Consider the following 24,564-nt stretch of genomic DNA (forward strand, 5'->3'; position numbering starts at 1 on the left):
CTTTTATATGCCCCTATCCAAACTTGAAATATCCTCCGTTAAATATCTATATTATACAAAATGTATTATGAAAATATACAAAATGCTTGACGATGAAAAAAAAAGTCGTAATGTAGGCTATAGTTTGCTAAACCTTTGATAGTTTATAAAATGGTTGAGCAGCATGAAAAACGGAAAAACTATTTTCTATGAAGACCTTAAGCGCCAGATTTTAACAATGGAGCTTGATCCTGATGAAGACCTTGAGGAAATTCGGTTGGGGCAGGAATATGGTCTTTCAAGAACGCCAGTTAGGGAGGTGCTGCAAAGGCTAGCAGGAGAGGGCTATGTCGAGTTGCGAGAAAATCGCGGTGCGCGTGTTTCGCCAATGAATCATTCAACAATACGCCATTTTTTTCTGGTGGCGCCAATGATTTATGCGGCAATTGGTCGTCTTGCTGTTCAAAATTATAAACAAAAGCAACTTGCTGAATTGGTAAAAACACAGGAAGACTTTACCAAAGCGAGCAAGGATCATGATGCATTAAATATGGTACTTTCTAATAATCGCTTTCATGAGATTATTGGTGAAATGTCGGGAAATGTTTATTTGCAAGCAAGCCTTGGCCGTTTGTTGATTGATCATAGCCGCATTGGTTGTGTTTTTTATCGGCAAAATAGCAGTCAAGACATGACATCACGGGTGCAAGATGCAATTGCCCATCATGATGGTTTTATCGCCGCAATTATTGCCCGCGATGAAGATGCTTTTGTGGCGCTGGTTTTCCAGCATTGGGAATTGTCGCGTGAAAGAATGGAAATGTTTGTCATGCCCCATAGCATGAAAGCTGACATTAACCAGCTATAATTTAGCTCACGCGCTTTAAACCTTAAAAAATCTATCAATCATTAAACGCTCTTACCCTTGTGGGAGCGAATAGAAAGCTTTTATACTTTTTTTGGAGGAAAAAATGGACTTTAAAGGTATTTTCACCCCGGCAATCACGCCTTATGATGAAAATGGTGAGATTAATTGGCAAGCTTTTGCAAGCGTTATTGAAAGCCTTATTGAAGCGCAAGTGCATGGCATTATTATTGGTGGGTCAACCGGTGAATATTATGCGCAAACCCAAGAGGAGCGCATTAAACTTGCCAAAACCGCCAAGGACATCATCGGCAATCGCTTACCACTGATTATTGGCACTGGTGCTATTCGCACTGAAGACGCAGTTATTTATGCAAGCCATGCCAAACAAATCAAGGCTGATGCCATTCTTGTCACATCACCGCCTTATGCGCTACCAACCGAGGCTGAAAACGCCCACCATGCTTTAACCATTGATAAAGCGGCTGATTTACCCATCATGCTTTATAATTATCCAGGCCGCATGTCGGTATCAATGGGCGATGATTATTTCAAATTGGTAAGCGCTTCTAAAAACGTCAAAGCGATTAAAGAAAGTTCAGGCGATGTTAATCAAATGCACCTTCTTGCTTGCCAATATCCCAATATTGCCATGTCATGTGGGTGGGACGATCAGGCGCTTGAATTTTTTGCTTGGGGCGCGCAAAGCTGGGTTTGCGCCGGTTCTAATTTTTTGCCAAAAGAACATATTGCACTTTATAAGGCTTGCGTCATTGACGGTAATTTCACCAAGGGGCGTAAAATCATGGCGGCAATGATGCCATTCATGAATTTTCTTGATGGCGGCAAATTTGTGCAGTCGATTAAATATGGCTGCGAATTGGCAGGGTTTAATGCCGGTAAAGTGCGTGCGCCATTATTGGGGCTTGATGACAATGCCAAGCAACGCCTTAGCGATATTATTGCCGCATTAAAAGCCGATATTCGCGCCATTGAAGCAGGGGCATAAGATGACGGAGCTGTTAACTCGCGATCAATATTATAGCCTTGCGCGTTCTATAAAATACCCAACCAATGCTTTTATTAATGGGCAATTTCAACCCTCCTTATCGGGCGATAGGTTTTTGAGTGTAAATCCTGCCACCGGCGAAAAAATCACTGATATTGCCGATTGTGCAAATAGCGATGTTGATTTGGCAGTAAAGGCTGCCCGCCATGCTTTTAATGCTGGAACATGGAGCAAGCTTAGCCCGTTAGAGCGCAAAACAACTATCTTGCATTTTGCCGATATTATTGAAGAGCATTTGCAAGAATTGGCAGTTTTGGAAAGTTTGGATAGCGGTAAGCCAGTCAGCGAATGTGTTGGTGTTGATGTGCCAGATACTATTCATACTTTGCGTTGGCATGGCGAACTGATTGATAAAATTTACGACAACACCGCACCGGTGGGGGATGAAAAAATCGCCATGGTTATTCGCGAGCCAATTGGTGTGGTTGGTCTTGTTTTGCCATGGAATTTTCCCTTACTTATGCTTGCATGGAAAATTGGCCCTGCTTTAGCAGCAGGATGCAGTTTAGTTATTAAGCCAGCTAAAGAAACCACTTTAACCGCGCTAAAACTGGCAGAACTTGCGCAAAAAGCTGGTATTCCTGCCGGCGTTATCAATGTTGTGCCAGGTGGTGGGCGAGCAGTGGGTGAGCCGATTGGCCGCCATATGGATATTGATATGGTAAGCTTTACCGGCTCGACAGAGACGGGGCGGCTATTTCTCCATTATGCCGCTGACTCCAATTTAAAGCGCATTGTGCTTGAATGTGGTGGCAAAAATCCTGCTGTGGTTATGGATGATGTCAGCGATATTGATGCGGTGGCTGAACAAATTGTAAGCGGTGCTTTTTGGAATATGGGTGAAAACTGCTCGGCAACCTTACGCCTTATTGTCCATGAAGCAATTAAAGATAATTTGTTGACGCGCATTTTGCATCATATGAAAGCTTGGAAAATGGGCGATCCCTTAGATCCTCAAAATCGGCTTGGGGCTTTGGTAAGTTCTGCCCATTATGACAAGGTTTTATCTTTCATTAAAACTATTGAGGAAGAAAATCTTGATCTTATCGCCGGAGGAGAGGCGAAAGACGATATTTATATATATCCAACGGTGGTTGATAATGTTGGGGTGCAAAGCAAGCTTTTTAACGAAGAAATCTTTGGGCCAATTCTTACCATTACCAGTTTTAGCACCATAGACCAAGCGATTACCCTTGCTAATGATACACCTTACGGGCTAGCGGCTAGCGTTTATACTGCAAATCTTCGTCATGCATTTACCCTATCAAAGGCAATTCGTGCCGGCATTGTGACGGTGAATTGCTTTGGCGAGGGCGATGCCACCACACCCTTTGGCGGATATAAGGAATCTGGTTTTGGTGGGCGTGATAAATCGCAATGGGCTCATGATCAATATACCGAATTAAAAACCATTTGGATCGATATTTCAGCGTCTTAGAGCGTTTTTTAAGAAAAGTGTGAAGCGGCTTTCGGGCAAAAAACGAAGGTAAACAATGGATTAGAGCGCCGATCTAATCCAATTAGATCGAAATGCGCTCTAGGGCGCGATGGGGAGGAATAATGCAAGAGATAGAGCGTTTTCCAGCCAAGGCGGGAGATCTTGGCTGGTTTGAATTGTCACGTTTTAAAAACCATTCATTTACCAATCATGATTTTATGGAAAAGGATTATGATTTTGTCATTATTGGCGGTGGGTTTGCGGGGGTTAACGCAGCGCATCGCTTAGCCGAGCACCGACCACAAGCAAAAATTGCCCTTTTTGAAGCCTTGCAAATTGGTATGGGTGATAGTGGGCGCAATGCTGGGTTTTTAATTGATGTTCCCCATTCTTTTGGTGAGCCGGGGATTACGATTGCCGATCATAAATATCGCTTTCATTTAAATAACCTCATCATCAAACGCTTGCGCAAGCTTAAAAATGACCATCAGCTTGCAATTGATTGGCTGGATTGTGGCAAATATCTTGCCGGCCACGAGCAAAAATATTTAAAAAATCTTGATGCAATGGCAACAATCCTTGATCAAATTGGTGCGTCAAGCCAATTTGTCGAGCATGACGAATTAGTCACGCGCATGGGCACGCATTATTATAAGCGCGCTTTATATACGGCTGGCACTTGCCTTATTAATCCATCTGAAACGGTGCGGGCTTTTGCCAGTGTTTTGCCTAAAAATGTCGATGTTTTTGAACAGTGTCCTGTCTTAAAATTTGACGATGGCAAAGTGGTAACCATTACTCTCACCAATGGCAAAACCGTAAAAGCTGGGCAATTATTGCTATTGGCGGGGGTTTTTATAGATCGTTTTGATATTGAGAAAAAAGGGCGGATGACGCCTGCAGGTAGTTTTGCAGCTTTTAGCCGTGAATTAAATAAGGATGAACTCGCATCGATTAAAAATATTGCGCCATGGGGTTGCACTTCCGCCCATGCAGCAGGTACTACGGTGCGCTTTACATCAACCAACCGCATTTTTGTGCGCAATGGCTTAACCTTTCCCACTCATTTAACCCTGTCACCAGAACGGGTTTTTAAAGCACGTAAACAATTGCGCAAAGCCTTTGAAAATCGCTTTCCAAGTTTAAAACATGTTAATTTTGAATATGTCTATGGTGGTATGATACCGCTTACGATGAATGGCGATTCCTTCTTTTTTCAAAAAAGCCCCCATATTTATGCCGCGGCAGTGGGGGATGGCTGCGGGCTAACACGAAGTTCGATGCTTGGCACTTATCTTGCGGATCTTGCTTGCAATGTTGATAGTGAAGAAATGCGCTATTTGCTAAAAACCAGTAATCCCAAATGGTGCCCACCAGAGCCGATTAAAACCATTGGTGCAACCATTCGTATGAGCATTGAAGAGTGGCAAGCCACAGGAGAAATATAAAGCGGAAGAAATATAAAGCGGGAGAAATATAAAGAATTTCCCGCATTTTCGCGCCATAACTTGGTCAATGAAGCCAAAACAGTTAAGCGGCATTTGGTTATATTGCCGATTGCCAACCTTTGCTATCACATTTCATAATGCTTAGTTTTTACAATTCGCCTGCAACAGCAATAAAATGCACGGAAACCACTTGGGCATGAGGAAACCGCAATTCCTTTGGCGGATTAAATTGTGATAGCACCAATTCTTGCGCATTGTGGCGCACAAAACGTTTGACAAAAGCATGAGGGGTTGAAAATTCATCCATTTGGATTTGCGCCACCACATAATCGCCTTGCTTTACACGCCTTTGCGGGTTGAGAAAAACCACCTCACCATCTTCATAGCGCGGCGACATAGAGTCTCCACTCACCACAACGCCATAAGCATCTTTTACATCACATAATTGTGGTGGGCATATAACATCATAAAGCACGTTGCCATTGAGCAAAAACTCTCCATCAACCCCTGCAACCGCTTGGCCATAAATAGGAATTTTGCGGCTTGTATCAAAATGGATGGGACCCACTATTTTAGCATTGGGCGCGTCAAGGCTAAGCCTCGCGGCTTGCTCTGGTGTGCTTGCCTCTAAAAGCTCTGCCATATCTAACTCAAGCGCTTGGGCTAATTGCGCAAATTTATCGTTCCTAAAGGATTTTTTACGCCCCGATAGGAAATCTCGAATATAGCCTTTTTCAAGCCCAACCTTGGTGGCAGCTTCAACTGCACCGATATTGAGCGCTTGCAAGCGTGCTGCAATAATTTTACGTAATTGTTCCATATTTGTCATTATAGGATATTTCCAACTTTTTTGAAAGAGGGAAAATTACACTTGCAAAGTTGGATAAATACAACTATTATCCAACTATGAAAAAACGAGTCGTACAATATTTTCTAGCTCATTACCTCAGATTTTCTGAAATAGATAAACTCAAACTTTTTACTAAAAATAACTTTAAAAACAATATGAAAGCGAGCATTGGCACGCTGATCCCTCAATTCTTAACCCATTATCAAAGCCTAAAAAATTACAAAGCCAAAATTATAAGTGGTTTTTATACCGCTTTATCCCTTTATTTGCTGCTACCAATAAGTTGGATATTAATAAAGTTGAGGTGGCGCAATGAGTGAAACATTTTCACAAGCGGCAAAGCGGCTATTAGCGGGGCTTGATGCCAAGGCCAAGCTTGTGCATTTGCCAGTAACACCGGCAGGGCGCGCATTATTACGCCACGTCCTACAGCAAAATAAAATGAATGGAGCTACATTTTCTAACCGCAATTTTGACCATGAGGCCGCCACTCATTTTTCGCAAAAAATGGGTCGTTTTAACCTTAAAAAAAGTGAGCATTAGTTTATGGCCGAATTTTCAAATGCATCGGTTAATCAAAACGCTTTTATACCCGAAATCGAGCAAGATTTGCTTGGTGGTTGCCTGTTGGAAACAGAATGTTTCATCAAGGCATCGGCTATTTTATCGGCTGATAATTTTATTGAGCCACTGCATCAAAGTGTTTTTAATGCCATGCAGCGCGGCTTTGATACCTATCAATCAACCACCTTGCCAATTATTGTAAAAGGCTGCCCGCAAGGGGTTGAAGAACAATTAAAAGCGCGTGGCTTTGTTAATTGGGCAGAATATTTGGTGCGCCTTACCATGAGCACCATTACCCGTCCTGGGAGTGTTGAAGAACGGGCAATGCGCGTGCTTGAACAATGGGGCAGGGTGCAATTATCCGATCACGCGCAAAATATCGCTATTGCTGCACAAGACCCGTTAGCATCGCTTCAAGGGCTTGTTTCTTCAACTGTTGCAGCCTTTGATGATATTTTGGTAAAATGCCGTAAATCCACCAGCAGCAATGCTAGAACATCCCTTTCACGCGCCATGCAAAGTGCTTTTATTGCTGCAAGAAAAGCAGCAAGCTCTAACCATGGTTTAACGGGTTTAAATTGGGGGCTTGTTGATTTAAATGCGATTACCGGTGGTATTCAAAAACGTGATTTAATTTTAATTGGTGCGCGCCCATCGATGGGTAAAACCACTTTTGCCACCGCTATTGCCCGTGCGGTTGCTAAATCTGGCAAGCATGGCGTTGGTATTATTTCGCTTGAAATGGATAAGGATAAGCTAGCGGCGCGTATGGCAAGCGATATTGCTTTTGATAAGCGCATGGATATTCCCTACACCCATATTATCAATGGCAAAATTGCCCTTAATGATTTGGAGCAAATGGAAGAAATTTGCCAAGCTATTGGTAATTTGCCGATTTTGATTGATGATCAATCAGGCATTACCATTGCACAAATCCGCGCCAAGGTTGAAGCGATGAAAGCTGAATTTATCAAAGGCGGCGCTGAATTATCGGTGTTGATTATTGACCATTTGGGGCTTATTCGCGCGAGCAACCGCTATAGCGGCAACCGCAATAATGAAATTGCCGAAATGACCGCAACCTTAAAAGCCATTGCCCGCGATTTTGATATTGCTGTGGTGGTGCTATCGCAGCTTAACCGCGAGGTGGAAAAGCGCGGTGATAAACGCCCTCAACTATCCGATTTGCGCGATTCTGGTGCCATTGAGCAAGATGCTGATACGATTATGTTTTTGCATCGTGAAGCCTATTATCTTGACCGCGAAAAATATGCCGATTTTGACAAGGAAAGTGCGCGTGTCGAGCGCTTAATTGACACGCAAAATACAATGGAAATTATTGTGGCCAAACAGCGCAATGGCCCGTTGAAAACCATTGGGGTTTTTGCCGATATGGCATGTGCAGCAATTAGAAATGGAGCAAGACCATGAGTATAAAAGCTGTTGCTTGGGTTTTAGATCAAACAATAAAAGACCCAACCGCCAAACTGGTGCTTATATCATTAGCCAATTGCTTAAACAGCAAAACAGGCAAATGCTTCCCAACTTTTGAGCGCATCAGCCAAGAAAGTAGCTGCGCGCGCAGCACGGTTATTCGCAAATTGCAATGGCTTGAGCAAAATGGCTGGATTAGCATTAACCGTGAATTTGGTGATGATGGCCGCCAATTAGCAAATAGCTATATTTTGCATTTTGAGGGTGGCAATTTGCTATCCGTGGATAGCAATTGCAAAGGCGAGGGTGGCAAGCTGCAACGGGCGGGTGTTTTGGCACATACGGGGGAGGGTTGCATTGTTGATACTCCTTATAAGAAACTGGAAGAAATACCAGAAGATTATTCTTTGTCGGAAAAGCATTCCGACCCACAGGAAAACTTAGGCGAAAACCAAAAAGAAAAATCACAAGAAGAATTATTCGCGTCAAAAGCTAAAAACAAAAAGCCAAACTATCCACAAACATTTGAAAATGCTTGGAAATTATACCCAACTGACTGCAATATGTCAAAAAAACAAGGTTTTAGCGAGTGGCAGCGTTTAGATGCGAGCGACCGCGCTTTGCTACTTGCTGCTATCCCCAATTTTAAGGCGCATTGCCAGAAAAACCCAGATTATCGCCCAGTGCATTTTTGCCGTTTTATCAGCCAAAGGCGCTTTGATGGCTTTCAACCCCAAGAGGTAAAACCTTTGGCGCACGATTGTAATATTAGCGGCTTTGATGATCAACGCTGGCAAAAAATATTAGATTTTGGCCGCAGCCGTAAAGAGTGGCAGGTAAGCCTTTGGGGCCCAATGCCCAATCGTCAAGGCTCACTTGTGCCAGCTAAGCTTGTTTTGCCAAATGATGGCATAGGCTGGGCTGAAACATATTTAGCCGCCGCGCAATAACGCCACAATAACGCAATTTATCAATTTAAAAATAGGAGAATGATCATGGCACAACAAAAAGCAAAAACAAAAGCTCAACATGTTAAAAAAAGAGGCGGTCGTCCACGCATACATGGCAAATTGCGCGAGCCTAATGGGCGTGTTTCAAGGGCTAAAGGGCCACAAGAACCAATTGATAAATTAGCAATTGAAGTGCGGGCGCGCCGCTTTGGTTTAAATGTTCATGAGGCGAGAAACCCGATGGCCGCGACTTTTATTGGCCGTTTAGCGATGAAAGGCGCTGCCAACGGTTTAAGCCAAGATCAATATGATGCCGCCCTGCAATTTTTAAAAATCCGCAATGATTATCGCTGTTCGCTACTGTCGCCTGGTGCATTTTATGAAAAAACAGGGCAGTCCATGAATGTCGATAATATGCAAGAATACACCGATTGGGTGTTGAGGGCGCGCCAGCGTTATCAAAATGCGATGAAAGCCATACAAGAAGCGCAATTTGATAATGGCCATGAAAATCTTTATGCAGCACTGCAATATGTGATTATTAATGATGTTGAACTTGAAAATTTAATTGGCGCCGCCCGCATGGTTTTAAATGCATTAGTGCGCCATTTTTGCGCCAAAACTAACGCTCCTCGCCGTTTTTCATAAAAAATATTTTTGTCAATTTTTTTGTTGACGAAGCATATGTCATAAACCTCTTATATAAATTGTGGCTAAAGAACAAAACATGAACTAAGCCGCAATTGCTAAGACGCCTTCAAAACTTAGCAGTTATGAAATTTATACTACAAAGGCTTTTTCTTAAAAAGCTAGCGTGTGATTTAAATGAAAGGAATTTAAAATGGCAAATATTATTCAAACCAACAGTGAAGGACGTTATTTGGTTAAAGGCGGGGTGGCACTCAATGTCATGTCCCATACTGCCTTCACCAAGAATGGTTTGATCGTACCTTTGGGGCATCCTGATGGTATTGTTTATGCTGGACGCATAGTAAGTCAAGATGATCCAGATAATACCAATGGCCAAGATGGTGATGTTGCAGTAAACGTTCAAAATTATAGTAGTTTGCAATTTTTTGCGTCAGATTTAGCCAAAGAATTTGATGTAAAAATTGAAAATCTCAATCAGCAAGTTTACTTGTCTTTTCCTGAAACTCTTCATACTACATCAGGTACGGGGCGTGTGCCTATTGGCACTTTAACAAGTGTGAAAAAAAATAATAATACGGACCCAACTCGTGATCCTAATGAAATTGTTTATGAAATCAATACAAGCAAAACTGCGCCGATTTTTCGCTAATTTTGGGTTGGCGCTATGCTGATAAAGCGTTGCTGTAATAGCGATGCTTAAAGCCAAATTCTCAACAAAATATAAAAAATTTGCTTAGTTTTGTTAACGAAGCGTAAGTCAAAAAATTCTTATATAAATTGCGGCTATGGAACAAAACGTGAATATAGCCGCAATTGCTGAATAAATTTAAACTATCAAATTAAAAACTGCCGCTGCTAAAACGAGGCGGGCAAAACGAAATTTACTTGAAAGGAATTTAAAATGACAACTACAAATTTATCAATTGGTTATACTTACCCAGAATTAAATCGTGGTTTAAAAGGTGGTATCAAGCTCGATTTTGATATGTTGGTCGCCTATACAGAAGAACGCTATTTGGTGCCTATCGAGCATCCAGATGCAGCCAGTTTTGCTGGCATTACGCTAGAAAAATATGTTGGTGATCCTGAACTTGAGGTAATGTATAACTCTACGCACATGGAACAATTTTTAGATAATAGTAATGGTCAAGATGGCGATAAAATGGGTAATTTTTATAGACCTATCTGCGGTTTTCCTATTAGTGATTTTGCGTCTTTGGAGTTTAGCCAGCAGGATTATGGTCAAATTGTTTATGCATCCGCTAATCGCACATTCCATAAAACACCAGGTAAAGGTCGTTTTCCCATCGGTATTTATCTCATGACTGGCCCTGCAAAACACAATATATCTGGTGAACTTTCCATCGAACTTTTCCACTGGATTGATACAAGTGTAAATTTGCCACGCTATAAAGCGTAAGCCCATATTTTAAAATATATAAAGGCAGCCACATTGGTTGCCTTTTTCCAAACAGCCTATTGGCTTGGCAAAGCATAAGTCAGAAACTTCTTATATAAATTGCGGTTATAGAACAAAACGTGAATATAGTCACAATTACTGTATAGATACAGAATAAAAAATTAAAAATGCCGCTGCAAAATCAGGACAGGCGAAATGAAATTTACTTAGAAGGAATTTAATATGATTATTAAAGGTGTAATTGAGGCTCATATAGATAATTACTATCCAGTAAAAGCGGGTGTTAATTTGAGAGGAGGTAATTTATTGGCATTAACAAAGAATAGATTGCTTGTTCCAATTAATCATCCTGATGCTGTTGTATTTATTGGTTACGTGTCAACACAATACGAAGAGGGCATGTATGACAATACAAATGGAGAAGACGGCGATATTAAAGTTCGACCAATGCAGGGGGGAGAAGTAATGTTTATGCCTGATGCTTTGGTAAAGCCATTAGACGTAACAATTGTTAATATTGGCCAAACTATTTTTGCATCAAATCATGATGCGTTACATTTATCACCGGGTGAGGGACGTTTTCCAATAGGCATTTTAAAAGACATTGGCCCAGCTGCGCAATGGTCTATTCCTGTTGGGGGAGATGCCAATGCAATTTATTATCAGCTCTCCCTAAACACTTTGCCTGTATTCTATTCATAAATAAGATTTAAGGTTTAGCCCTAAATCTTATAGTTCGGGCACTATTTACGAAAAAAATGTTGGGCAGTAACTAAAAAAAATCTGCTCAACATTTTTTAATGCTGATCGACCGAAACACCATTTTCGTTAAGTTTTAGTTCAATGCCTGATGGTTGTTTTTCTTGCTTATAGGTGTAGTAACCAAAACCAATAACAACGACAATAAGCGCACCAATAATGAGATAAAGAAATCGGTTCATAATTTAGATCCTAAAAATATTGTAACTTTAGATCTATATGGAGCGAAAATAAGCGATTCAAGGTGCGGCTAAACATCATTATTAATATTGGCAAGCTGTAAGTTGAGGTAAATGACTGGTTTTGCTCTCTTTATTGTGACTTGCGGTTAAGCTAAATATGGATATTGATGGGTTATATTTCATCTGCGAGTAGTTATATTATGACATCATTATTTGTTAGAACGAACCCTAAAGATCGGCTATTTGGCGTTGCTGTAATTGTCGGTTTAGCCGGTGGCATTATATCCGGTTTTGTTAAATCTGGAGTTGAAGGTGTTCTGCCTCCGCGCACCCCCGATAGATTGATCCCACCTGCGGAAGTGTTGCAAAGCTTTGGTATTGATTCCAGCAATATGATTTATCATTATTCAGATCATATAGTTAATTGGGGCGTATCGGGCGTTCATTATTTATTTTCGATTGTTTTTGCTGTTGCTTACTGTATCGCCGCTGAAATTTTTCCAAAAGTTAAACTTTGGCAAGGTCTTTTATTTGGGGTTGTCGTGACAATCGGTTTTCATGGCTTGGTGTTACCAGTCGGTGGCTGGGCGCCGCCAATTTGGAAATTGCCTTTTGACGAATTATTTTCAGAAAGTTTCGGGCACCTAGTTTGGGCATGGACGATTGAAATTTTTAGACATGATTTAAGATATAGAATAAGTGGTAAAACGGATGTAATGGCAGCTTAATAATGAGTTGTAAGCATTGGCAGACAAGCAAAGATATAAGATTAGGCTAAACTATATGCTTGCCTGCCAATAGCTTAAATTGCTAACCATATTACTTTTACATTAAACATAACCGCCTTTATGAGGCGGTTTTTTGCGTAAAATAACCTTGATGACATCTAAAATAACCGCTAATGCCAGTTAAAAAGTGGCTAAAATGATGCTAAGGTGTATGGCAATTATGTTCTTTGTCTTTGTATCTATATTGTCATTGGTAAACTGTGAAATAAGTTCCAAATATTCTATCAACTGGGCTCGTGCATAAAGACTAATCGCTGCGCATTGGTAGCAGAAGACCAAAAGCGCTTAAAACAATTAAACAATCAAAAAATTGACATTGAAAATACGGTATAAGGCTTAGGCCAAATTTATTGCTACCACCACCCTCTTGGAGTAACGACAGGTCTAAAGAAAATATGGGCATTTTTGTCTAATGTAAAACCCAAATTTTGCATGCATAAACTTGTTTTTACATTTACGTTATTCTTAGCTGCATCGTTCAAGGTGTAATTGATAATGTTATTTTTACTCTTTTGGAAGCAATCACCAAGCGCTTTTTGGGTATCTTCAAGGCTTACCCCTGGTTTATGAAAAGAGGCGGCAGTTGGTAAAGGAGGTTGAATAACTTGCGGCTGACAACCAATTAAAAGGCATAATAAAGGAAAATAAACTAAGGAGAATAATATTTTTTTCATGTTTAATCCTTTGTATAAATAAACTTAAATAGATATATATAGTACTCAATTATACTAATTGCTGCAATCATTTATAAAATAAATCTATACTTTAGCTTATCGGAATTTATTAATATTGAGCCATGTAGAAGTGTCAATATGTCACAAATTGCAAAATAAAAGCGGTTCACTGCCAAATAAACTATCAACTTTAATGCAATTTAAGCCGCCTATGCGCAGGCTACAGCCATAAAACAGCCAATGGGCAATCTTTGTTTAAGTAATGCAAAGAAAACTAAATATTAAAACCTTTTATTGCCATTTGTTGTCATGATATTAGCTAAAAAGATAATAAAGCCATTGTGGATAGATGTTTTCAATCTTTAAAGCATTTTGATATTTTTGAAAAATTGGCTGGGGAACCTGGATTCGAACCAAGACTAGCGGAGTCAGAGTCCGCTGTTCTACCCTTAAACTATTCCCCAAGACAGATTAGCGGCAAATATATTGAAGCCGAATCTTCTAGTGCGGTGACTTCTATCATATTTTTCAAGCCAATCAAGATAAAAAGCATCAATTGCATATTCTTTTTGCTCTGTTTTTAAATTCTATTGCGCAAATATGTCAGCGACAAAATATCGTCTTTTTGACTAACTTTTATAATCATTGGTAAAATAAATTGATGATCGCCGTTTAAACGCCGTAATTTTTGGCGATGAAAACTGCAAGCCTTGATGATGTTTTTTGCTTTTTTGCAGAAAAATACGTCAAAAAGTGATAAAAATTTCAAGTTTATCGTTTGTTAACCATAGTTATTGAATTGCCTTTAATGAACTTAGGCTAAAGACAAATTATCAACAGACCAACTAAGGGAGTGCCGGCACATGCGCCGTTTCCAGACAATTATACGCCATCCCGTTACGGTAGCACTTTTTCTTTCGCTTACCCTTGCTGGTTGCGCTAAGAAAAACACCGGTTTAGATGCCAATGGCCAATTTGGTGCCAATGGTCAATATGGTGCCAATGGCCAATATGGCTCAGGTAGTGCAAGACCTGGAACAGCACAAGATTTCACCGTAAATGTTGGTGATCGCGTGTTCTTCGAGCTTGATTCATCCTCTATTCGTGGCGATGGTCAGCAAACTTTGATGCGCCAAGCCCAATGGTTGAAGCGTTATCCTAACTATACCATCACCGTTGAAGGCCATGCCGATGAACGCGGTACCCGTGAATATAATATCGCCCTTGGACAGCGCCGTGCAGTTGCTGCCCGCGATTTCTTAATTTCACAAGGTATTTCACCTAATCGTATGCGCACCATTTCTTATGGTAAAGAGCGTCCGGTTGCTGTTTGTGACGATATTTCTTGTTGGTCACAAAACCGCCGCGCTGTTACAGTGGTTAATAATGCGCCAAATAGCTAAATCTTGGCTTTATTGCGGGCTTTAGAGCGCATTTCGATCTGATTGGATCAGATCAGCGCTTTAATCCCTTGTTTACACCGCGTTTTTTGTCCGAAAACCGCTTCACACTTTTCTAAAAAACGCTCTAAGATTTAAGTATTTATAAAAATGAAAGGCTTATCCGTTATCATATGGGTAAGCCTTTTTGTTATTCGCAACTTAGATGGAAAGACCATAATGCGTGAAGAATCAAATGATATAGAGCTATTACCTGCCAAGCCTGATGTATTATTGGCCCGCAAAAATTGGCTTGAAAATCTTTTGCATACACGGCGCTTATCAAACTTGACCATTGAAGCTTATGAGCGTGATACACGGCAATTTTTGCATTTTCTTGCCCAATATAATGGTGATGCGGTATCTTTTGGCGATATAAGTGCTTTAAAAGTGAGCGATTTACGCAGCTTTCTAGCAGCAAGGCGGCGCGATGATATTAGTGCGCGCAGTTTAGGGCGTGGTCTTGCCGGTATTCGTTCATTTTTTGATTATCTTGGCCGCCAAGACCTTGCCCATGTTCCCGCCGCTAAAGTTATTCGTAGCCCCAAACCAGATAAGCGTTTACCAAAACCGCTTGCGCCGCAAAGCGCGCGCGACGTGGTTTCCATCGCCGCGCAAGATAGCGACGAGCCGTGGGTTTGCGCCCGTAATGCTGCCGTTTTAACACTGCTTTATGGTTGCGGCTTGCGTATTTCGGAAGCCTTGTCGCTGCAAGCGAAAGAGCTTGAAAATGCCGCGCAAACCAGCCTTTATATCACCGGTAAGGGCGGCAAAACTCGTCTTGTGCCAATATTACCAGCAGTTTTTACCGCTGTTAATCATTATCGCAAGCTTTGCCCTTTTGCCTTGGAGCGTGAAAAACCGCTATTTCGCGGGGTAAGGGGCGGTGCTTTGCAGCCAGCTATTATTCAGCGTGCTGTGCAGCATATGCGTGGCAGCCTTGGGCTTCCAGATAGTGCAACACCCCATGCATTGCGCCATTCTTTTGCAACCCATTTATTAACCGCCGGTGGCGATTTGCGTTCTATCCAAGAATTGCTTGGCCATGCCAGTCTTTCAACAACGCAAATCTATACCCAAGTGGATACAGAGCGTTTATTGGCGGTTTATCAAAATGCCCATCCGCGCGCTGATCGATAATCATATGCACAAAAAAGCCTGCTGCAATGTTTGAAGGACTGCAGCAGGCTTATTGTTGGTTATGTCTTAAAGATTAATCTTTCTTTTTGAAAGATACATCATAGCCAAAATATTGATTGGATAATTTGCTCACCGTGCCATCAGCAGTTAATTCGCTAATTGCTTTATCAACGCGAGCCTTTAATTCGCTATTGCCTTTTTTCATCGCAACGCCAATGCCTTGGCCAAATTCAGGATAATCAGCACCAGTAAGGATTGGGCCAAAGCGTTCAATCTTATGATCGTCCTTCAATAAGCCTTCCCAAACAGTAATTTCAAGAAGAGCAGTATCAAGACGGCCAGCTAAAATGTCGTCCACGATTTGTTCATTGCGCTCATAAATACGCACATCGGCATCTTTAAAATGGGCTTTTACCACAAATTCATGGGTGGTGCCACTTTGTACGCCAATAACCTTATTTTCTAAAGCTTTTTCAAGCTCGGCAGTGGTTTTAACGCTTTTAAGCGGGCTATCAGCTAGGGCTGCAAATTGATAAGGTGATTCACCATAAGGAATGGAGAAGTCGACATTCTTTGCCCGTTCTTCAGTGATGGAAATGCCAGAAAGCAACATGTCAAATTTACCAATTTGCAAGCTTGGCAATAAGCCATCATAGGCTTGGTTGGTCCATGTGCAGGTGGCATCAATCTTTTGGCAAATTGCATCGCCCAAATCGCGCTCAAAACCGGTAATTTCGCCACTTGGTGTGGTGAAACCCCATGGTGGGAAATCGGCGCTTATACCAAGGCGCAGATTTTCAGCATTGGCATTACTGATAAAAAGCGCTGCTGCCATCGTGGCAATTGCAAATAATTTCATACTCGTTCCTTTTAACCCAATATTCAACCCTTAGCCTAACATATGCCATAAACCGCGTTTGTTAAACCTGTTTTTTGTAAATTTTATTGGGGCTTTATTGGAGTGGCTTTATTTTGTTAAATTTGAAAAATCGTCAAAAACAGCTACAAAATCCCGTCATGGGCGCTAACAGCTGTAAGATATTGCTAATAACCTAAATTTTAAAGCAAATGCTTTCAATCAATACTTGTTTGATTTGCCTTTTCAATGTTAAAGGCAATAGATATAAATTTATCAATTAACTCATGTATATACATGTATATATGGGTTTTAAAGACAGTAAACGAAAAGACAAAGGCGAAAGCAAATGGCTAAAGACAAAGAAAAAACCAAGGCAAGACTACCGCGTGGATTTGTTGACCGCCATCCTGCCGAATTGCGTGCCGCCGAAGAAATGATGTCAACCATTCGTAGTGTTTATGAGCTTTATGGTTTTGAACCCGTTGAAACTCCGATTTTTGAATATACTGATGCTTTGGGCAAGTTTTTGCCTGATCAAGATCGCCCTAATGAAGGGGTATTTTCGCTACAAGATGATGATGAACAATGGTTATCGCTGCGTTATGATTTAACTGCGCCATTGGCGCGTTTTGTTGCTGAAAATTTTGAAACCTTGCCAAAGCCCTATCGCAGCTATCGCGCTGGTTGGGTGTTCCGCAATGAAAAGGCAGGCCCTGGTCGTTTCCGCCAATTTATGCAATTTGATGCCGACACGGTTGGCGCTGAAAATGTAACAGCAGACGCTGAAATTTGCATGATGGCTGCCGACACATTGGAAAAGCTTGGCATTGCGCGCGGTGATTATGCAATCCGCGTTAATAACCGCAAAGTGCTTGATGGCGTTTTGGAATTGATTGGCCTTGGTGAGGCGCAAAATAGCGCTAAGCGCCTGACGGTTTTACGCTCAATTGATAAGCTTGATAAATTTGGCGAAGAGGGCGTACGCGCTTTGCTTGGTAAAGGACGCGCGGACGAAAGCGGCGATTTTACCAAAGGCGCAGAGCTTAGCGAAGACGCCATTGAAAAGGTCATTGCTTTTACGGCTGCTGGCGGAACAACTGGCAGTGAAACAATTGCCAATTTGACAAAAGTGGTTGAAGGCAGTGAGCGCGGTCTTGAAGGCGTGCGCGAATTGCAAGACATGAACGTGCTATTTGATGCAGCAGGCTATGAAGGGCGGGTTAAGATTGACCCTTCCGTGGTGCGCGGCCTTGAATATTATACTGGTCCAGTTTTTGAAGCCGAATTATTATTTGATGTGGTTAATGAAGATGGCCAAAAGGTTGTTTTTGGCTCGGTAGGCGGCGGCGGTCGTTATGATGGTTTGGTGTCGCGCTTTCGTGGTCAGCCAGTGCCAGCCACCGGCTTTTCCATTGGTGTATCACGCCTTATGACTGCGCTTAAAAATCTAGGCAAGCTTGATCTTTCAACCAGCGTTGGTCCTGTTGTAGTATTGGTTATGGACCGCGACAGTGAAGCGCTGGTGCGTTATCAAAAAATGGTGGCTGATTTGCGCCTTGCCGGTATTCGCTCCGAGCTTTATGTCGGTGATACGGGCATGCGCTCGCAAATGAAATATGCGGATCGCCGTAACGCGCCTTGCGTTGTCATTCAAGGTTCTAACGAGCGCGAGGCAGGCACAGTTGAAATTAAGGATCTATTGGAGGGGCTACGCCTATCGGCTGAGATTGCTGACAATGAAACATGGCGTCAAAGCCGCCCTGCGCAAGTAACCGTTGGTGAAGCCGATCTTGTGCAAGAGGTGCAAAAAATCCTTGCCGCCCAAGAAGAAGATAGAAAAGCGGCAAAGCCGCAATAAAAGCGTAATAAGAATAGATCAATATTATTCTTTAACCTATGAAGGCGGATTATTGGCTTTCATAGGTTACGTTACTAAGTATAAAGACAGGCAACATCATGACAGCAGAAAGACCAACAAACGCGGCACGCGTCACCGCAGTTTTTAGCCAAATGGGGTTAGAACCTGTAAATGTGCCGATTTTACAACCTGCCGATCCTTTCCTTGATATTGTTGGTGAAGACTTGCGCCGCCGCATTTTCATGACTGAAAATGAAAATGGTGACAGTCTTTGTTTGCGCCCTGAATTTACCATTCCTGTTTGTTTAAACCACATTGCTGAAAATCATGATACGCCGCGCCGCTATGCCTATATTGGCGAGGTGTTCCGCCAAAGACGGGTTGGCACCGGTAGCTTTGTGCAAGCAGGCATTGAAGATTTGGGCGAAACCAATGAAGCCGAGGCTGATGCGCGCTCTCTTCATGATGCATTTACACTGGTTGGTGACGTTTCATCGCTAACGATTGATAAGATTTTAATTGGCGATCAGGCACTTTTTGCCGCTGTTTTAAATGCGCTGGGCCTACCTCATGGTTGGCAAAAAAAGCTCATGCGTTGTTTTGGTAATGATCAGCTTTTGCAAGCACTGCTTGCGGATTTTGCAAAACCCCGCGAGCCGCTAGAATTGCCCGCTCATATCGCACAAAAAATTGCAAATCATGATAAGGATGGTTTGCAAGACTTGCTTGAAGCGGAAATGATTAGTGCTAATATTTCGCCGGCATTTTCGCGCAGCCCTAAAGAAATTGCCCAGCGATTAATTGAAAAGGCAGAGCTTGCAGAAGTGCAATTAGATCCAAAATCTATGGCGGCTTTGCAAGAATTTTTGAAGTTTGATGTCGCGCTTGATAAAGCGGTTGATATTTTAAATTGCTTTGCCAAAACAAACCATTTGCAGCTTGATGATGTAATTGAGCGTTTTTCTGCCCGCAGCAAAGCGATTGTAAAAGCAGGGTTTGATCTTGATAAATTACATTATGATGCCGCTTTTGGCCGTCCGCTTGATTATTATACCAGCCTTGTTTATGAAATCCGCTCGCAAAATGGCGAGGTGATGATTGGCGGTGGGCGCTATGATAGTCTTTTAACCATGCTTGGTGCAAAAAAGCCTATACCTGCCGTTGGTTTTTCCATGTGGCTTGATCGGGTAGGGGGAGATTTATAAAATGGCAATTACTTTAGCACTTCCCTCCAAGGGCAGATTAAAAGAAAAGTCGTTGGAATTATTAAAAAAGGCAGGGTACGAGGTGGTCTTGCCTGAAGATGACCGCAGCTACCGCGCCCATATTGCCAATGCACCAAAAATAGATTTGCAATTCTTGTCAGCCTCTGAAATTGCCCGCGAGCTTGGCTATGGCCGGGTTGATCTTGGTGTTACTGGTGAAGATTTAATCCGTGAAACCCTTGCCCATGCTGACGAGCGGGTTAAGGTGGAATTGCCCTTGGGCTTTGGCCATGCGGATGTGGTGGTGGCTGTGCCGCAGGTTTGGCATGATGTATCAACTATGGCTGATCTTGATGATGTGGCGGCAGATTTTCGTCAGCGTCATGGCCGCCGTTTGCGCATTGCCACAAAATATTGGCGTTTGACGCAAAAATTCTTTTCGCAAATGCATGGCATTCAAGTCTATCGCATTGTTGAAAGCTTGGGGGCAACAGAGGGCGCGCCTGCCGCTGGCTCTGCCGATATGATTGTTGACATCACCTCAACCGGGGCAACTTTAACCGCCAATCAGTTAAAAGTGCTTGATGATGGGGTGATTTTGAAATCAGAGGCTTGCCTTATTGCATCAAAGCAAACCAAAGAAAAAGCTCTAAGTGATGAGGTTATAAGCCGCATGAAGGCTATTATTTAATTTAACTATGGCAAGATTATCGCGTGTTTTTATAAAATATTAAGGGCTTTATTTCACTTTGAATAAAGCCCTTAATAGTTGGCTATTGAATAGTTGGCTATTGTTTTACCAAATTGCTATTATAAAGTTGTGGCCAATCCTCTTGCTGAACGAGCGCGCAAAAAGGCATGGCACGAGCAGTGCTTAACTGCCAAACCTTGCCATTATAGACAAAACCAAAATCGCGGCCGCAATCATTATTGGAACTAAAACGAATGGTTGAACGCAATTCAAGTCCAGCATTATTTGCGGCTAAATTATATAGCCAATTTTCTTGAGATAAATTCGCTTTGCCATCAAATTGAGCCGCTATCATACCTTGTGGGTTTTGTTTTTGTAAGCGATAATTATCTGTATATCTATTTGTATAATCATCACAAACTGCAATGAAGTGTTCACCATTGTTTAGCTTAATATTTAAGTCTATTGGTTTATCACTTTGGCAATTCGAACTATCTTCACCATGTAGCGCAATTGGCGTATTAAGGGTAAAAGCGAGAGCCGAAATTTTCGGCAAAGGCGAAATTTTATTGCCAAAAAGCGCATTAGCATTATCTTTTTGAGTGTTATAAAAATTTGCAAATTCTTTAAGGGAAATATTAGCGCGAGGTAGGTCTTCAACATCAACACCAAAGGTTAATTCTTTTTCGGTTAAAAGTGCCTTCATAAAATTTGCGCTGTCTTTATCGCCAATATGAGCCGCAAAAATGACGGGTTGAGGGGCGCTATCATTAATAAGCCCAAATTTAAGATTTTTCTTGGAAAAATGATAGATAAATTCACCGCTTGTAATATGTTGATCATTGCTTGCCACAATGAAGCGTATAAGAGGTGGTTTCGTGCTGTTATATTGCCAATGGATTGCGATATATTGGCCTTTATCATATATAGTATCAATATTAGGGTAGCCAATTGCGGTGCAGCTAAAACCTTGGTCGCAACCAAAAAGCCAATCACCCTTGTGCGATATTTTACCAATATTGGCAAAATCTGATAATGCGCTGGTTGTGGCTGTATCATTCCCAAAGGCTAGTTGTTGAATGCGGTGGTCAATAATTGCACTTTGGCAGCTTTGATATTGGAAATTATTATTGGCATTTTCATCAAGATATTGGGTAAAGAGGCAAGCCTTATCCAAAAAACTTTTAAAATTATTTTTATCACGTAATGCATCTTTTTCAAAATTGATGCCATAATCCTTTTCAAGCTCAGCAATTTCTTGAGCGCTGTTTTCTTGATCCGGATCACTTTGATTGAAACTTTTTTGATTTGGCGTCTCAAAATAATCAAGAATAGATTTTTCCGTTTTAATATCGATAAAATCACGTTCAACCTGTTGATCAAAGCCACATTTTTCTTGATAACAATAATGGTTGCGCAGTTCGTCAATACGGTTAGCAAGTAAGCTATTATTACAGTTGGGAGCACTGAGCACTTGTCCATCGCGGCCCCAATAACCGCTTTCATAAACTGCACAAACATTTTGGCGATAGTTTAACCATGCCCGTTGCTCTGCAATTAAGCTTTTGCGAATGCCTTCAGCTTTGGGGTGGCCGTCATAACTTGCTAAAACAATTTTCCAAACCGCATTTAATTGGTTATCAAGCCGTTTCCAGTTTTCACTACCGCATGCAGTCCAATCTGAATTAGTACCAAATGGATTTTCTGCCATACATTGATCATAAAGTGGATCAGCTTTAAGTGTTGGGATTATTGTGAAGTAAAATAGTACTATAAAAATAAAGGAAAAAAATAACCGCATATTATTCATGGCCCCACACCTTGCCGAAAATTTATTAGTGACTATAATATTTTTAAAACATTATTTAAAGTACTTAGGGTCAGGACCTATTAATTTAAATGAAATGGCACAATAAACAGCAAAAATATACAAGGAGGAAAGCGAAAAGTGGGTGGTATACCCAGTTAAGCTTTACGACGCAGTAGATTGCAGCTGTTTTTGTGTCCTTTCAGGATATGGGAAATTTTTGCGATAACTTTGTCGAAGCCCCTTGAAAATATTTATATTTCCTGCGTTTCTTCTCCTTGTTCTCACAAAAATTCCCTCATACCATTTTGTTCAAATTAATAGGTCCTGACCCTAACTATCTAAAAGTAATTTATTTATGGGTTGTTATAAATATAATTGCTTAAACATCTTAGCCGGTGATTTAAAGGAATGTTTCGTGCGTCATTTGCAAGTTTGATAATGGTTACCTATATAGCAAATATTTAAAGCAATGAAAAACCGCAATGGTTCTTAAAAAAGCTGTTTTTTGTTTGGCTTATGCTCTAAAACAGGATAAGGTTGACCAAATCTTATCCTTGTTGTGTAAGAATAGTTCATTTAGATTTTAAGGCAGGAGACTGACGAAAACAATGGAATTTGATGTTGTACTCGTAGTATTTTTCGTATTGGCAGTTGTCATATTTTTGCAATTGCGCAGTGCGCTTGGTAAGCGTACCGGTAATGAAAGACCTCCCTTTGATCCGATGAAACGTACACCAGCAAGCAGCCCAGCGCGCGGTGATGATAATGTCGTACCAATGGCGAAAAAACAAAATCGCCGGAGCGATGATTTTTCTGATATTGATGCAGTTGCCCCGCAATCAAGCCGTTTAAATGAAGGATTGCGCGCTATTCGTGCCGCCGATGGCTCATTTTCACCGCAAAGCTTTAGCGATGGTTCGCGCATGGCCTATGAAATGGTGATGACTGCCTTTGCTAATGGCGATACCAACACTTTGAAGACGCTTTTAGCAAAAGATGTTTTTGATGGTTTTAATACCGCAATTAGCGAGCGTGAAGCAAATGGCGAAAAGGTTAAATTTTCGTTTGTTGGTATTGATAAGGCGGATATTGTTGCTGCCGATTTGAATAACGGCGTTGCAGAAATTACGGTGCGTATTGCAAGTGAAGTGATCTCTGCTACCTATGATAAAATTGAAAATTTGGTTGAAGGTGATCCGCAAGAAGTAACTCAATTGCATGATTTGTGGACCTTTGCCCGTGATCCACGCTCGCGTGATCCCAACTGGCAAGTGATTGCCACCGATGAGGATGCGTAAGGATTATTCCTTGGATTTTAAAAGCCGCTTTTAGCGGCTTTTTTATTGAAAAATAAAATCTGTTTTTTTAAATGACAAAATTAATCAAAAAAATGAAATTTTAAAAATTGGTCTATTCGCTCGATAGGTGAATATGCTATATAGCACAAAATTAGAAATATTGGTTTTAAAATGCAAAGCGATTTCGGCAAGAAACAACAAAAAAATACAAGTGGCAAAAGCCGCTTTAATGTTTTGCGCCCTGAAGACAAAGCTTTGTGGGATGCGGTGGCAAAATCCATTCGTCCCTTGCGCATGAGTACCGCTATTGCTCAAGCTGATAGCGATCCGGCTGAATTTAAAACCATGCTGGCTAGCGGTGATATTGCACCTTTGGATAAAAACAAAGCCAAACGGGCGCAAGCAGATAATTATTCGCCAAAATCTAGCCGAAGAAATAATGATGGTGGATTAATCAACCCGATTGACCGCAAAACCCACCGTAAAATCGCTAAAGGCAGGCTAGATATTGATGGCCGCATTGATTTGCATGGTCTTACGCAAAGTGAAGCTCACACGCTGCTCTTGCGGTTTTTACAATCGGCACAATTTCGTGGCTTTCGTCACGTTTTAATCATCACCGGCAAGGGTAAGTCGTTGCAAAGTGATGGCATTTTGCGCCAACTTGTTCCCCATTGGTTGTCAACCCCAGCTTTTCGCATCTATATTAGCGCTATTAATGATGCGGCGCGTCATCATGGTGGCGATGGTGCAATCTATCTAAAATTGCGCAAATTATCAGCATAATCAACAGGCAGTAATCAATGACCCCTTTTGGTTTGAAAATGCAAAGCTTGCGGCGCAAAAAGGGCGTAAGCCAAAAGGAAATGGCTAAGGCGCTTGATGTTTCAGCCGCCTATCTGTCCGCCCTTGAACATGGGCGCAAAGGTGCGCCGCCTTTTGCTTTTGTGCAGCGGATTATCGCTTATTTTAATATTATTTGGGATGAGGCGGATGAAGTATTAAAATTAGCCGATTTTTCCCATCCGCGTATTATTATTGATACTAAGGGATTATCGGCAGAAGCTACCCATTTTGCTAATCGCCTTGCTAAGGATTTGGCAAAAATTGATAATGCTGACAAATTATTATTAATGCAAAAATGTCTTGATGATTTACTTGCCGATTTATCTTAAAATTAGCCGATATATCGT

At 41.5% G+C, this 24,564-nt stretch carries 25 protein-coding genes and 1 tRNA gene; 20 read left to right on the forward strand and 6 right to left on the reverse strand.

Going from position 1 to position 24,564, the window contains the following annotated elements:
• The first annotated feature begins 163 nt into the window (after positions 1 to 163).
• The 4 genes from H3299_RS02120 to H3299_RS02135 all read left to right on the forward strand — a co-directional run bounded on the left by H3299_RS02120 (position 164) and on the right by H3299_RS02135 (position 4,799).
• Positions 164 to 847 (forward strand): GntR family transcriptional regulator, encoded by a 684-nt coding sequence (locus tag H3299_RS02120; RefSeq protein WP_182418692.1) that lies wholly within the window; start codon positions 164 to 166, stop codon positions 845 to 847.
• Between the two features lie 103 nt (positions 848 to 950).
• Positions 951 to 1,853 (forward strand): dihydrodipicolinate synthase family protein, encoded by a 903-nt coding sequence (locus H3299_RS02125; protein WP_182418693.1) that lies wholly within the window; start codon positions 951 to 953, stop codon positions 1,851 to 1,853.
• Position 1,854: 1 nt separating this feature from the next.
• Entirely contained in the window at positions 1,855 to 3,351 is a 1,497-nt protein-coding gene (locus H3299_RS02130) for an aldehyde dehydrogenase (RefSeq protein ID WP_182418694.1), read from the forward strand.
• Positions 3,352 to 3,473: 122 nt separating this feature from the next.
• Positions 3,474 to 4,799, forward strand: a complete 1,326-nt coding sequence (locus H3299_RS02135; RefSeq protein WP_182418695.1) for an FAD-binding oxidoreductase — start codon at positions 3,474 to 3,476, stop codon at positions 4,797 to 4,799.
• Between the two features lie 148 nt (positions 4,800 to 4,947).
• Here the strand turns inward: H3299_RS02135 and H3299_RS02140 are convergent, their stop codons facing one another.
• Complete coding sequence (locus H3299_RS02140) at positions 4,948 to 5,628, reverse strand: XRE family transcriptional regulator (RefSeq protein WP_371739716.1); 681 nt, start codon at positions 5,626 to 5,628, stop codon at positions 4,948 to 4,950.
• Positions 5,629 to 5,961: 333 nt separating this feature from the next.
• Between H3299_RS02140 and H3299_RS02145 the strand changes: the two genes are divergently transcribed.
• The 7 genes from H3299_RS02145 to H3299_RS02175 all read left to right on the forward strand — a co-directional run bounded on the left by H3299_RS02145 (position 5,962) and on the right by H3299_RS02175 (position 11,370).
• A complete protein-coding gene (locus tag H3299_RS02145) occupies positions 5,962 to 6,192 on the forward strand; it encodes a hypothetical protein (RefSeq protein WP_182418696.1) in 231 nt (76 codons plus the stop codon).
• Between the two features lie 3 nt (positions 6,193 to 6,195).
• Positions 6,196 to 7,644 carry a DnaB-like helicase C-terminal domain-containing protein gene (locus tag H3299_RS02150; RefSeq protein WP_182418697.1) on the forward strand — a complete coding sequence of 483 codons (1,449 nt, stop codon included), beginning with the start codon at positions 6,196 to 6,198 and terminating at the stop codon, positions 7,642 to 7,644.
• The gene (locus H3299_RS02155) at positions 7,641 to 8,597 is read left to right on the forward strand and encodes a helix-turn-helix domain-containing protein (protein ID WP_182418698.1); all 957 of its coding nucleotides are present in this window, start codon (positions 7,641 to 7,643) and stop codon (positions 8,595 to 8,597) included. The genes H3299_RS02150 and H3299_RS02155 overlap by 4 nt, the downstream gene beginning before the upstream one ends.
• Before the next feature lie 45 nt (positions 8,598 to 8,642).
• On the forward strand, positions 8,643 to 9,245 hold the full coding sequence (locus tag H3299_RS02160; protein ID WP_246708112.1) for a hypothetical protein: 603 nt from the start codon (positions 8,643 to 8,645) through the stop codon (positions 9,243 to 9,245).
• 193 nt (positions 9,246 to 9,438) lie between these two features.
• A complete protein-coding gene (locus H3299_RS02165) occupies positions 9,439 to 9,897 on the forward strand; it encodes a hypothetical protein (RefSeq protein ID WP_182418700.1) in 459 nt (152 codons plus the stop codon).
• 252 nt (positions 9,898 to 10,149) lie between these two features.
• A complete protein-coding gene (locus H3299_RS02170) occupies positions 10,150 to 10,668 on the forward strand; it encodes a hypothetical protein (protein ID WP_182418701.1) in 519 nt (172 codons plus the stop codon).
• A 222-nt stretch (positions 10,669 to 10,890) separates the two neighbouring features.
• On the forward strand, positions 10,891 to 11,370 hold the full coding sequence (locus H3299_RS02175) for a hypothetical protein (protein WP_182418702.1): 480 nt from the start codon (positions 10,891 to 10,893) through the stop codon (positions 11,368 to 11,370).
• A 95-nt stretch (positions 11,371 to 11,465) separates the two neighbouring features.
• On the opposite strand, the gene H3299_RS02180 is transcribed toward H3299_RS02175, so the two are convergent.
• The gene (locus H3299_RS02180) at positions 11,466 to 11,609 is read right to left on the reverse strand and encodes a hypothetical protein (RefSeq protein ID WP_182418703.1); all 144 of its coding nucleotides are present in this window, start codon (positions 11,607 to 11,609) and stop codon (positions 11,466 to 11,468) included.
• A 167-nt stretch (positions 11,610 to 11,776) separates the two neighbouring features.
• On the opposite strand from H3299_RS02180, the gene H3299_RS02185 reads away from it, so the two are divergent.
• Entirely contained in the window at positions 11,777 to 12,337 is a 561-nt protein-coding gene (locus tag H3299_RS02185; RefSeq protein ID WP_246708113.1) for a DUF1440 domain-containing protein, read from the forward strand.
• 413 nt (positions 12,338 to 12,750) lie between these two features.
• Here the strand turns inward: H3299_RS02185 and H3299_RS02190 are convergent, their stop codons facing one another.
• Together H3299_RS02190 and H3299_RS02195 are read right to left on the reverse strand one after the other, a co-directional pair.
• Entirely contained in the window at positions 12,751 to 13,071 is a 321-nt protein-coding gene (locus H3299_RS02190; protein ID WP_182418704.1) for a hypothetical protein, read from the reverse strand.
• Between the two features lie 390 nt (positions 13,072 to 13,461).
• Positions 13,462 to 13,535, reverse strand: a tRNA-Gln gene (locus H3299_RS02195).
• Positions 13,536 to 13,934: 399 nt separating this feature from the next.
• Here H3299_RS02195 and pal point away from each other — a divergent pair.
• Positions 13,935 to 14,474, forward strand: a complete 540-nt coding sequence (gene pal / locus H3299_RS02200; protein ID WP_182418705.1) for a peptidoglycan-associated lipoprotein Pal — start codon at positions 13,935 to 13,937, stop codon at positions 14,472 to 14,474.
• Between the two features lie 216 nt (positions 14,475 to 14,690).
• A complete protein-coding gene (locus H3299_RS02205) occupies positions 14,691 to 15,650 on the forward strand; it encodes a tyrosine recombinase XerC (RefSeq protein WP_182418706.1) in 960 nt (319 codons plus the stop codon).
• Positions 15,651 to 15,723: 73 nt separating this feature from the next.
• Here the strand turns inward: H3299_RS02205 and H3299_RS02210 are convergent, their stop codons facing one another.
• Entirely contained in the window at positions 15,724 to 16,509 is a 786-nt protein-coding gene (locus H3299_RS02210) for a transporter substrate-binding domain-containing protein (protein ID WP_182418707.1), read from the reverse strand.
• A 346-nt stretch (positions 16,510 to 16,855) separates the two neighbouring features.
• On the opposite strand from H3299_RS02210, the gene hisS reads away from it, so the two are divergent.
• The 3 genes from hisS (at position 16,856) to hisG (ending at position 20,263) form a co-directional block, all read left to right on the forward strand.
• A complete protein-coding gene (gene hisS / locus H3299_RS02215; RefSeq protein ID WP_182418708.1) occupies positions 16,856 to 18,367 on the forward strand; it encodes a histidine--tRNA ligase in 1,512 nt (503 codons plus the stop codon).
• Positions 18,368 to 18,465: 98 nt separating this feature from the next.
• Positions 18,466 to 19,572, forward strand: coding sequence for an ATP phosphoribosyltransferase regulatory subunit (locus H3299_RS02220; protein WP_182418709.1), 1,107 nt, complete (start codon positions 18,466 to 18,468; stop codon positions 19,570 to 19,572).
• Between the two features lies 1 nt (position 19,573).
• Positions 19,574 to 20,263, forward strand: a complete 690-nt coding sequence (gene hisG, locus H3299_RS02225; RefSeq protein WP_182418710.1) for an ATP phosphoribosyltransferase — start codon at positions 19,574 to 19,576, stop codon at positions 20,261 to 20,263.
• Positions 20,264 to 20,360: 97 nt separating this feature from the next.
• On the opposite strand, the gene H3299_RS02230 is transcribed toward hisG, so the two are convergent.
• A complete protein-coding gene (locus tag H3299_RS02230) occupies positions 20,361 to 22,073 on the reverse strand; it encodes a lysozyme inhibitor LprI family protein (RefSeq protein WP_246708114.1) in 1,713 nt (570 codons plus the stop codon).
• 608 nt (positions 22,074 to 22,681) lie between these two features.
• On the opposite strand from H3299_RS02230, the gene H3299_RS02235 reads away from it, so the two are divergent.
• The 3 genes from H3299_RS02235 to H3299_RS02245 all read left to right on the forward strand — a co-directional run bounded on the left by H3299_RS02235 (position 22,682) and on the right by H3299_RS02245 (position 24,546).
• Entirely contained in the window at positions 22,682 to 23,371 is a 690-nt protein-coding gene (locus H3299_RS02235) for a Tim44/TimA family putative adaptor protein (RefSeq protein ID WP_182418711.1), read from the forward strand.
• 171 nt (positions 23,372 to 23,542) lie between these two features.
• Complete coding sequence (locus tag H3299_RS02240; protein ID WP_182418712.1) at positions 23,543 to 24,157, forward strand: Smr/MutS family protein; 615 nt, start codon at positions 23,543 to 23,545, stop codon at positions 24,155 to 24,157.
• A gap of 17 nt (positions 24,158 to 24,174) precedes the next feature.
• Positions 24,175 to 24,546, forward strand: a complete 372-nt coding sequence (locus tag H3299_RS02245) for a helix-turn-helix domain-containing protein (protein WP_182418713.1) — start codon at positions 24,175 to 24,177, stop codon at positions 24,544 to 24,546.
• The last annotated feature ends 18 nt before the right edge of the window (positions 24,547 to 24,564 follow it).

It is taken from the genome of Bartonella sp. HY038, assembly GCF_014117425.1.
GTDB lineage: Bacteria > Pseudomonadota > Alphaproteobacteria > Rhizobiales > Rhizobiaceae > HY038.